Annotated in this window: 9 protein-coding genes and 1 tRNA gene; 3 read left to right on the forward strand and 7 right to left on the reverse strand. The window is 27.2% G+C overall.

Annotation, left to right across the window (positions count from 1 at the left end):
• Window positions 1-670 (forward strand): archaetidylserine decarboxylase (gene asd, locus E6248_RS08630; protein ID WP_316340410.1); only part of this gene is annotated, 670 nt, incomplete at its 5' end.
• A gap of 52 nt (window positions 671-722) precedes the next feature.
• Window positions 723-1,526, forward strand: coding sequence for a MurR/RpiR family transcriptional regulator (locus E6248_RS08635; RefSeq protein ID WP_316340411.1), 804 nt, complete (start codon window positions 723-725; stop codon window positions 1,524-1,526).
• 186 nt (window positions 1,527-1,712) lie between these two features.
• Here E6248_RS08635 and E6248_RS08640 read toward each other — a convergent pair whose 3' ends face one another.
• The 6 genes from E6248_RS08640 to E6248_RS08665 all read right to left on the reverse strand — a co-directional run bounded on the left by E6248_RS08640 (window position 1,713) and on the right by E6248_RS08665 (window position 8,178).
• Window positions 1,713-3,077, reverse strand: a complete 1,365-nt coding sequence (locus E6248_RS08640) for a 6-phospho-beta-glucosidase (protein WP_316340412.1) — start codon at window positions 3,075-3,077, stop codon at window positions 1,713-1,715.
• A 94-nt stretch (window positions 3,078-3,171) separates the two neighbouring features.
• Complete coding sequence (locus E6248_RS08645) at window positions 3,172-4,311, reverse strand: Card1-like endonuclease domain-containing protein (RefSeq protein ID WP_316340413.1); 1,140 nt, start codon at window positions 4,309-4,311, stop codon at window positions 3,172-3,174.
• A gap of 207 nt (window positions 4,312-4,518) precedes the next feature.
• Window positions 4,519-5,928 carry an FAD-dependent protein gene (locus E6248_RS08650; protein ID WP_316340414.1) on the reverse strand — a complete coding sequence of 470 codons (1,410 nt, stop codon included), beginning with the start codon at window positions 5,926-5,928 and terminating at the stop codon, window positions 4,519-4,521.
• Window positions 5,929-6,137: 209 nt separating this feature from the next.
• Window positions 6,138-6,214 (reverse strand) — tRNA-Arg (locus E6248_RS08655).
• Between the two features lie 77 nt (window positions 6,215-6,291).
• Window positions 6,292-7,200, reverse strand: a complete 909-nt coding sequence (locus tag E6248_RS08660) for a sensor histidine kinase (protein WP_396335141.1) — start codon at window positions 7,198-7,200, stop codon at window positions 6,292-6,294.
• A gap of 216 nt (window positions 7,201-7,416) precedes the next feature.
• Window positions 7,417-8,178: a DUF1189 family protein gene (locus E6248_RS08665; protein ID WP_316340416.1), complete on the reverse strand. Its 762-nt coding sequence runs from the start codon at window positions 8,176-8,178 to the stop codon at window positions 7,417-7,419.
• A gap of 151 nt (window positions 8,179-8,329) precedes the next feature.
• On the opposite strand from E6248_RS08665, the gene E6248_RS08670 reads away from it, so the two are divergent.
• Window positions 8,330-9,565 carry a L,D-transpeptidase gene (locus E6248_RS08670; protein WP_316340417.1) on the forward strand — a complete coding sequence of 412 codons (1,236 nt, stop codon included), beginning with the start codon at window positions 8,330-8,332 and terminating at the stop codon, window positions 9,563-9,565.
• 118 nt (window positions 9,566-9,683) lie between these two features.
• Here the strand turns inward: E6248_RS08670 and E6248_RS08675 are convergent.
• On the reverse strand, window positions 9,684-10,632 hold a 949-nt coding region (locus E6248_RS08675; protein ID WP_316340418.1), incomplete at its 5' end, for a L,D-transpeptidase family protein.

Raw genomic sequence — 10,632 nt, forward strand, 5'->3', positions numbered from 1 at the left:
GGATATAAGTATGAATTCAATTGATAGTTTTTCTAGTTTTAATGACTTTTTTATTAGAACTTTAAAATCTGATTCTAGACCTATTCCTAGCGATAATAATTTGCTTATGTCTCCTGGCGATGGTAGATTATTTGCTTATGAAAATATTTCTATAAATAAACTAATCCAAGTTAAGGGTATTAATTATAGTTTAGAAGAATTGCTTGCAAATAAAGATATTGCTAAAGAATATGAAGGGGGAACTTGCTTAGTTCTAAGACTATGTCCTACTGATTATCATAGATTCCATTTTGTTGATGATGGGATTCCTTTAGAAAATCACTTTATTAAAGGTAACTACTATTCCGTAAATCCTGTAGCCTTAGAGAGAATTCCTAAACTATACTGCCAAAATAAAAGAGAATGGTGCCAATTTAAATCAGAAAACTTTGGTGATATTCTTCATATTGAAGTTGGTGCAACTTGTGTTGGTACAATTATTCAAAGTTATAAGGAAAATAAGAAAGTATCTAGAGGAGAGGAAAAGGGTTATTTCAAATTTGGAGGTTCTACAACTATTCTTGTATTTAAAAAAGATGCTATAGAAATTGACAAAGATATAATAGAACAATCAAACCTTGGATATGAATCTATGGTATTATTAGGAGAAGTAATTGGTAAGAAAAAATAACTTAATGTAGATATAATTACACTATATAATCTATAGTAAGGAGTGAGTTTTTATGGGGGATTTAATTTACAGATTATTATTATTTTTAAATAGTAGCAAATCAAATGATATCAATCATAGTATAGCTATTACATTGCTTAGAAATGTACGTATTATACCTAATATGTCCATAAATAAATTAGCTGATTTATGCTATACTTCTCCAGCTGCTATAACTAGATTTTGCCATAAACTTGGCTATTCAAGCTTTATAGAATTTAAAGAAAATATGAAGATTAATATTAATAATTATAATCAAAGCCTTATAAGGCCAAGAGCAATTAACTATGATATTGATAGAGAAGATTTATTAAATAATATGTCTAATGAGATTGCTGATGAAATAAATTCATTTAATAATACTGTAGACTTAAAATTAATTGATAGCATTATTGAACTTATATATAGTTCTAAAAATGTATATATTTTTGGTACTCTATACTCTCAACTTATGGCTCAAAACCTCCAAAATAAATTAGCTAGATTATCTAAATTAATATATCATGCAAATGATGTACAAGAACAAGAAAAACTTGCAGCAGAAATGGATGACTCTTCTCTTGCAATATTAATATCTCCAACTGGAAGATTTACTATTTATCATGAAAGGCTTTGGAAGAAAATTGAGGCTAGTTCTGCTACCTTAGTAGTTATTACTGAACAAGAAAACCCAAAGTATACTAAGAGAAGCAATTACATAATTTATTTACCAAAGCGAGAAGCTACTACTGAATATATTCAAGCTCATACCCATGATTTAAGCTTCTTAATTGAGTATATTTATTTACGATATGGGATTCTATATAAGAATATATAAAAATATAGCGAAATATTAACTTTAATTAGTTACATAAAATTAAAGAGGTTAATATTTCGCTATATTAATTATTAAATTATCTTTTGTTTAGTTCTTTTGTAGTTCACAATTTTTTCAAGGGTAAATTTATTTAAATTTATAGCTCATCCTTAAGATAAGCTATAAATTAAGGGCTTTTTAATAATTTTAGAATTCAGCTCTTTCTATAGCTTCTATCTTTTCTATAATATTTTTAAATTGTGGTAAATGTTCTTTGTTAGCAACTAACATTTCATTTAATAACTTTCTACCTCTTACATCATCAGCTACTAATGGATTAGTTACCATTGCTAATAATGCAGTGTTATAATCTCCTGTGTAAGCTGCTTCAGCTGCTAATCTTTCAAATGATTTAATTTGACCAACTAATCCTTGAGCAAATACTGGTAAATCAGTAACAGTTTCTACTGGCACTGGACCATTCTTTCCAATATAACAACTTACTTCAACTGCTGACTCATCTTCAAATTGCTTTAAAGTTCCATTATTTCTTGTATTTACTGCAATTATAGTGTTTTTATCATTATAAATACCGTTGATTACATTACAAGCAACATCTGAATAGTGTGCTCCACCACGCTTAGATAATTCTTCTGGCTTTTCTTTTAAATCAACGTCTTTATACATTTCAAATAATTTCTTTTCAACATCCATTACTACTTCAGCTCTAGTTCTGCCCTTCTTGAATTCTTCTAACTCATCATTAAGCATGTCCTTAGTCTTATAGTAATATCTATGATATGGACAAGGTATTATTCCAAATGCTCTTATTGTAGCAACATCCCAGTCTAAATCCTTGATATTCGCCATTGTTTGACTCTTAGCATCTGGAGCAGTTAACCTATCAATAATTTCTGCTGTAACATCTTTTCCATCATTATAGATTCTTTCAGCATAAACCATATGGTTTAATCCAGCAAAATCTACTGTTATCTTATCCCTATCTGCTCCTAATATATCTGCAAATGAGAATTGTAATCCTATTGGAACATTACATACTCCAATTACCTTCTTATGAACTCCATATCTTAATAATGCTTCTGTTACTATTCCTGCTGGATTTGTGAAGTTAATTAACCAAGCATTTGGACATAGTTCTTGAATATCCTTAGCTATATCTAATATTACTGGAACTGTTCTTAAAGCTTTAAATAAGCCACCAGCTCCATTAGTTTCTTGGCCTAAGAACCCATGACTTAAAGGAATTCTCTCATCCTTACGTCTAGATTTTAATAATCCAACTCTTAATTGAGTAGTAACAAAATCGGCATCTTTTAATGCTTCTCTTCTATCTAATGTTAAATGTATATTCATAGGAACTCCAGCTTTTTCAACCATTCTTTTAGCAAGTGCTCCTACTATTTCTAACTTTTCTTTACCCTCTTCAATATCTACTAACCAATAATCGCTTACTGGCATTTCATCATATCTTTTTATTAATCCTTCTACTAACTCAGGTGTATAACTTGATCCTCCACCTATTGTAACAATCTTTAAAGGTTTCTTTTCCATATAAACTCCCCCCTAATTTCTTTATTTTATTTAACTTATAACTCTATTATACTTACATAAAATAGTAAACAATTTCAAAATTTGAAAATTAAAATTAACTTTTAAAGATTATGCTTTTAATACTTTTTTTGAATTTTTCTTCATCTCCATCAAAAATAATAATATTAATATTCATTTCTTTTGCTCTTTCCTTAACAGATAGTTTTATTGGTTCCTTAGTTGCAACTAATACCTTATAGGAGTTATCACCTCCTATCTGTTTACTATATACTTCTAATTCATTTAAAGTATCTTCATTATACTTATCACTATCTTTACATGAAATGCATATAGGTATAGAGTCTTTTATAGCTATTACATCTACTTCATTTCTCACTACCTTACTTTTATCATTCCATAAAAACATAACTCCACTTTTAACTTCATCTATTTCTTTAATTTCCTTTATCATATTATTTGTTGCAATTTCTAGCCATGTTCCACTTTTAAAAATAAAGGATTTTAAATAATCATTCTTGAACTCTATATTAATTTCATCCTTATCTTCTACAAAGTGTATTTCCTTCATATTTTTAAGCTTTATTAAAATACTTCTTAATAATTCCTTTTCATCCTTATTAAACAAACTTGATTTTATTTTTATACTCTTTGGATTGTTAATATCATGAGTGAAAATATCACTGTCATATAACTTCTGCTTATGTTTATGCCAAAGTTCAAGATTTTTATATATGGTTTTTGTAAATAATCTCAAGTCCTCTTTCTTAGAAAAATCAGTACTATCATTTATAAATTCCCCCCCTGAAGCTTTTAGAATAGTATTTAACTCCATATCCTCAAAATCCTCTTTATCTATATTTACTCCCCTATGAAAGGTATAAATATATCTATTTTTTATATCTAAATAAACAGATTTAATATCCTTTTCTTTTATTATATTTAGTAATAGTAAGGAATTAATTCTACTTCCACCTGTTAAATTAACTAACATTTCTTTATTTTCATTATTGCTTATTAGATTTTCTAATAGTTCTATATTCCCCTCTTCTATATTTATGTCTTTCAAAGTAATTTCATTAAAATTATTCTTATAATAATCTATAAGAGATTTTAATTTTTCTTTATCTTCTTTTCTATATATAAGTATCACTTCTCTTGGACTATATTTTTTTGTTGCTAAAATATTTGCCTCGTTATGATTATCTATCTGATTAACAAGTAAATCTATTTTCATAATTTTATCCTTTTTCTTTTTTATTTTTAATTTTATTATTCCCAGCGTATATTTTTTTATATATTTTTAAGAGGCCTAAATTTTTACCATTATGATAAAAAAATAAAGCTGTTCTCTAGAAAATTAATTATTTTCTAGAGAACAACTTAAACTTTAAAATTACTTATTATTAAATGATTTATCTACAAATCATCATATATTTTTATCTTAGTTATATAAATTTCTTGCTAAATATACTCCTGAGCTTGAAGCCATCATAAGCCCTCTAGTAAGGCCAGCTCCATCCCCTATTGCATATAGATTTTTTATATTTGTTTCTAATTTTTCACTTAACTTTACTGCATTTGAATAGAACTTAATTTCTGGTCCATATAGTAAGTTATCTGGGTTAGCAAATCCTTTTACTACCTTGTCCATTTCTAATATAAAATTAATAATATTAGTCATTGTTCTATATGGAAGTCCTAATGTTATATCTCCAGGCATTGCAGTTTTTAAAGTTGCTTCTACTGAATTATTATCAAGTTCCTCTTGCCAAGTTCTTTTTCCATTTAGTATATCACCAAACCTTTGAACTACAACATCTCCATTAGATAATAAATTAGTTATTTCTGCTATTTTATTAGCATATTCTATTGGCTTTTTAAACGGTTCTGTAAACTTATGTGATGACAGAATAGCAAAGTTAGTATTTATACTTTTCTTCTCCTTATAAGCATGTCCATTAGCTAATGAGACACCATTATCATATACTTCTGCAGCAACAAACCCATCTGGATTTTGACAGAAAGTTCTTACCTTATCATCAAAAGGAGCTACATTTGAAATAAACTTTCCTTCATACATTAGTTCATTTACCTTCTTAATATCGCCTTCTGACTTCATTTCAAATCTTACACCAATATCTACAACTCCAACCTCTTTTTCAATATTATGTTTATCACATAAATCTGATAAGAAATCTGCTCCATTTCTACCTACAGAAACTATAATTTTATCTCCATAGTAAGCCTTATCTTCTGCTATAACACCTTTAGCTTTACCATTTTCTATTATTATATCCTTAACCATATTCCCGAAAATTATCTCTACTCCATTAGCAATTAAATAATCTTCTAATTTCCCATATAATTCTCTAGACTTCTCAGTTCCAAGATGTCTAATTGGAATATCTACTAAATTAATATTCTCTTCTTTTGCTCTATCTTTAATTTTCTTAATTTCATCCTTATGCTCTACACCTGCGATATTTTTTTCTCCACCAAATTCTAGATAAATAGTATCACAGTAATCTATTAAATCTTTTGTTTTCTGATGCCCTATTACCTCTGGAAGATTCCCCCCAACAAGTACTTCTTCAGTATCCTTATCATATAAAGATAATTTAGCATCTGAAAATGCTCCTGCTCCTGCAAACCCTGTAGTTATGTTACAGTAAGGCTTACACTTAACACATTTATTAAGCTTTGGTATAGGACAATACCTTTTGTGAACAGATCTCCCCTTTTCAATAATTAGAACTTTCTTTTCTGGACTAATCTTTGTAAGTTCATAAGCAGTAAATATTCCACTTGGCCCCGCACCTACAATAATTACGTCATATTTGTTTTTTAACATATTAATTCGATAACCCCCATCTCGAATATTTTCGTAAATCCAACAAATATTATACGCCTTTCTGTAATTAATTCAACACTTTTTTATTATTTCTTTATATGAATGTTCATTTTTTAACGTATGAAAGCTATAAAGGGCAAAACTCATAAAATAACTGATTTTAAGTAAAATAAAAAAACCTTGTAAACTTAGTATTTACAAGGTTTCCATGGTACGGCGGAGAGGATTCGAACCCCCGACCAACTGGTTCGTAGCCAGCTACTCTATCCAACTGAGCTACCACCGCATATAAAATTTTAACAAAACTATATTATCATAAGTCCATAAATAAATCAAGTAACTTATCTTTATTAACTAAAGATACTAGTTATTATATAAATCTGAAAATTCTACTTCTAACATTTGAATTTTATTTCCAGCATCTCTTATACAATAGTCCTCTTTTTCTTCAACGAAGGCTATTGGAAATGTAACTATAAACTCACATCCCTTATTTTCTTCACTATTTAATGCTATATCTCCACCCATAGACTTAACAAGATAATTTACTAAATCAAGTCCTATACCGCTTCCGGAAGATTCCCTATTATTATCATTTGATATTTGATAAAATCTGCTAAATATTTTCCCCTGATTTTCCTTTGATATTCCAGGGCCCTCATCTTTTATAGATATTGATAGTGATTCTTTTAAAACATTAATATCTATATATATATCTGAATTACTGTATGAAAATTTTATTGCATTAGATAGTAAATTCATAATTATCCTATCTAACACTTCTGGATCCACTGCCATTATACATTGTTCCTCATTAGTATCGAAAGTTAACTGAATATTTTTTTGCTTTGCATATTTATCTATACAATTTATTGTGCTTTCTATCATTGAAATAACATCTATATTTTTCATATTTAAAACATAATAATTATTTTCAAACTTTGTAGTGTCTATAAGATTATTTATAAGTTTCAGCATTTTTAAGCTATTTCTTCTAACCATCTTCATATATTCTAATATCTTTTCATCATTTATAGATACTCTTCCATAATCTATGCATTGCATTATACTTAAGATAACATTTAAGTGTCCTCTTAAGTCATGTGAGATATTTAATAAAAAATTTTCTTGTCTACTACTTTTATTTATTAATTCAGTTATGACCATCATTAACTCATCATCTGTAAGGCTATTATCTTTTTCTGAAAAAAAATCATTTAAATTATCTTTATTAAGTAACAATTCCCCATCAATAAATCCATTGTTAATCATTCCTATAATTCCTTTCATACCAGCCTTTGCATTTTTTACCCTTATTATAAGTTTACCATATGCACATTTTTCTAACAACATATTTTGTAGTTTTTTCCAATTTTTTTATATGTTTTTATGATATTTTTGCTATTATTATATATTTATTTATTCAAATATACAAAAAGACCTTTAAGAATACCTATATATTTGATATTCTTAAAAGTCTTAATCTTATTATAATGGCGTTTCACTTCTTAAATTGTTAATTGTTAATGTTAAATAAGTTCCAGATACAAGTATAGAAAATGCACCTAGATTTACAAATAAACCTAAAATTGTTGAAAGTGTCGTTGCATAAATACATATCTTGAATATATCACCATATCCTAAATTTAAATAATTTATTTTATTTAAGATAACTCCAAGAATTGATAATATAAAAGCATTGAACATAAAGTTAAAATAAGTTATTAATATACTAAATATAAACGCTATATATTTAATAATACTAATAATACCAAGTGAACTTATAATATCATTATTATCAATCTTACCTTCTAAGTTTATTTCTGTATATTTAAAGTTATATTCTTCTCCATTAGTTCTATATGAGATACCATCTTTTAAAAATGATACTGAGGAATCCTTATGTACAACTATTTTTCTAATTTCATTAACTTCGCTTAATGATAGGCTAGTATCTACGTAAATTATATTTTGACCTTCTTCGTATTTAAATGGTGAATTTTCAAAATCTAAAATCCCATTTTCTAAAGTAAACTTAAGCTCATCTGTAGACATTACATTTTCTATACTTTTTTGCATAGATCCAATGGCAACATAGCTTAACCCACCAATAACAGAACCTATTATAAGTGAAAAAAGTATTGAATATATTATAGCTCTTGATAACTTTTCATTTATTAACTCTTTATATCTCTTTACATTGGCTACACTAATTATAATTTTATTAAAGAAGCCTATTCTATCCTTCATATTTATAACTCCTTCTATTTTAGTAATTACTACCTATTCTATCATAGAAAATAAGTTTTATAAATAAAGCTAATTTTTAAATTTTCTATGAATTAGTTTATTTTTTGTGAATTTGGTTAATGATTATAATATAAGTCAAGGAGGAGCATTTATGTTTAAAATCAATAAGAGTATGGAGGGAAAATTCTCTATATTTAAATTAATGTCACTTATTATTTTCGTCATGTTATTAGGATTTACAACTAATATATATATTAATTCAAACTATAGAGAAATAACTTCTAAGTTCTATTTATCCTTTAATAATAAAGATTACTCAAATGCTAAATCTTTATTAGATAGTAAATTGCTATTAATCTCTAAAAATAAGCTAAATACTGATTTAGAAAATTATTTTACCGATGTAGTGAATAAAGTACTGATAGCTTTATCTAATAACGAAATTAATAATGCTAATGCATTAGAAGTACTAAAGGAAGTCGATAGTTATAATATTCTTGGAGATTCATTAAATAAGTTAATTTCAGCTTTAGAATCCCCCAAAAATACAGCTGTAGCTAATACAAACTCCCCAGAAGAATATAACCCCCCTAAAACTAATAGCAATCAAAATGAAAATAGCTATTTAAATTTAGGAATATCAGCCTTTAGTTCTAAAGATTATAATACTGCTATTTCCTATTTTAATTTAGTATCAAAGGATACTCCTAAAGACTATGAAATGGCCCAGGATTATATTAATGATTATTATTCAAATTATAAGGATTACTTATTAGATAGTGTTGAAGAATTAGTTGCTAACAAATATTACACTAAAGCTTTAGAAATATTATCTGATTATGATGAAAGTAAATTAACTAAAGATGATATAACTGAAATTGATAATAAAATTAATTCAATAAGGCAATTTAGAGAAGAATATCAAGGTGAGGATTCAGAGTATACTTCAAATGCCATACTCCAAGAAATAACACCTAGCAATATAAATACCTTATCTATATCTAGCAAAACCCCTTATTTAATTTACTTAAACTTAAATAAGCAGATGACTTATGTCTATAGTGGCGAGCAAAATAATTGGTCTCTACTAAAAGAATTCTCTAGTTCAACTGGAATAGAAGGAGAGGAGACCCCTAAAGGTATCTTTTCTGTAACCGGTAGGGGCGATTGGTTTTATTCCCCTGATTATGAGCAAGGTGGAAAGTACTGGGTTCAATTTATGGGTGATTACTTATTTCACTCACTTCCATTTAACGAAGATCAAAGTGAAATAGTAGATTATACACTTGGCGAACCTGCCTCTCACGGTTGTATAAGACTTGAAGTCGAGGACTCTAAATGGATATATGATAATATAGACGATGATACAAAGGTTATAATAAATTAATTTAAAAATTAAAGGTCTGTTGTATTTTACATTGTACAACAGACCCTTTATTAAAATACTTATATATAATTATTTTAAACTTCTAATTCTCTTAAACTTCTAATTAATTCATCTTATATTAATAATTACTATAGATACTATCATAACTAAAATCTAAAATAACTACTGGATTTTTAGCTGGATCTAATCTTTTTAATAGATTGACTAAATTTTGTTGTGGAATTGCTACGCATCCATAAGTATATATACCCATATCACAATGTATAAATATTGCAGAACTTTTACCTGGAACTACAGGCCATCTATTATAATCAATTACTAAGGAATAATTATAATATCCAGGATAATCTGTAAGCTTCTCTGCTGATGACCATCTTCCATTAGGATCACCAAATTGCATAGTATTATAATATTGAGAATTTTCATCATCAACCCAATACTCTGTTCCATCAAGTTGCCTATATGTAACTCCACTTCCTGGATTAGAATTAATTCCAAAAGCTTCTGTTAAAGTATAAATCCCTGTAGGTGTACATTTATCCATTTCATAGACTTCACTAGCACTTTTTAATCCATTTTGCCCTAACCTAGCTGATACCCTATCTATTTCTCCCCAGTTGCCTTGATTATCTTTTTCCCAAAATACTAACTCCCCATATGATCCACCAGTACTTACTACAGTTACAATTTGACTTGAATTTTTAGCTGCATTTGTACTGCCTATTCCCACTACTCCATTATTACTATTACTATTTGACGTATTATTAGGTGAACTGCTATTTTCTGATGTAACATCACTATTATTATGTTCAATACTATTATTTATTTCTTCTAATTTTTTATTATATGTATCTTCTATTTCAGTAATATCTTCTTTAGGATATTTCTCCTTAAAAGATTTAATTAAATCTCCTACAATATCTATATCCTCTTCTATAGCTTTATTAATTTTCTCTTTTTCACTAGTAATTTCCTTATAGTAATTACTAATACTATTCTCTACTTCTGAAATATTTTTATTTAAACTTTCCACTACCTTTATTGAGTATTTGAAATTAATTAATGTT

The sequence above is a fragment of the Clostridium sp. genome (assembly GCF_032552055.1).
Taxonomy (GTDB): Bacteria; Bacillota; Clostridia; order Clostridiales; family Clostridiaceae; genus Clostridium.